This is a genomic window from Oleiphilus sp. HI0123 (genome assembly GCF_001635315.1).
Map to the genome: position 1 here is coordinate 1 of NZ_LWGE01000187.1, position 933 is coordinate 933.

The following is a 933-nucleotide window of genomic DNA, read 5'->3' on the forward strand; positions in this document are numbered from 1 at the left end:
ATACATGCTCAGTACTAGCGTTCTGAACCGGCTCTTCATCAGCACCAATGCTAATAGAAGAAAAGCCACTTATGACCAAACCGATCATAAATATACCGATTACAGCCAACATTGTATCGGGTTTCTTCTTCATATTTTCCTCAAAATAAAACTTTAATAATCAGAAAAATAGCACAGCTTTAGAAAATTTCCATTAGAACCCTGCTTTAAGTAGCGGATTCTAATGGCTTTAGCACCTAATTACTAGCGTTTTGACTTACCTGCCCTCAAGAAAAGTTGATACGCCTCATTATCCGTCTCGACCCAGTATCGGAAACCTATCTCATCTAGCATTCCCTGAAAGGCTTTCGTATCAGAGTCTTTCAGCTGCACCCCCATCAGGACACGACTGTATGCAGCGCCATGGTTACGATAATGGAACATGGAAATATTCCAACGAGTACCAAGTGAATTAAGGAATGACATCAGCGCCCCTGGCCTTTCAGGAAACTCGAAACGATAAACCTGCTCATCACCAACGCCTTCAGAACGCCCACCGACCATATGCCTGATATGAAGCTTTGCAATCTCGTTGTCAGTCATATCCAGCACGGGATAGCCTTGGGACTCTAACTCTGCAATAACACGCGCCCGATCTTCGCCACCCGGAAGCACTTGCACACCAACAAAGATCTGCGCGTCACTTCCTTCTGCATAGCGATAATTAAACTCGGTCACATTACGAGTTTGCAGCGCTTGAATAAACTTCTGATAGCTTCCAGGCTTTTCAGGGAGAGTGACAGCAATGATTGCCTCGCGCTGCTCACCAATTTCAGTTCGTTCAGAGATATAGCGTAAACGGTCAAAGTTAACATTCGCCCCACTAACGATGGTCACTAAATTCTCACCACTTAAGCCTTCACGTTCCGCATATTTTTTTAAGCCAGCGATGCC

Annotated in this window: 1 pseudogene; it reads right to left on the reverse strand. The window is 44.6% G+C overall.

What is annotated here, in order from left to right:
• Positions 1-243: 243 nt before the first annotated feature.
• A pseudogene (locus A3761_RS01705) lies at positions 244-933 on the reverse strand (threonine ammonia-lyase, biosynthetic); the annotation flags it as partial.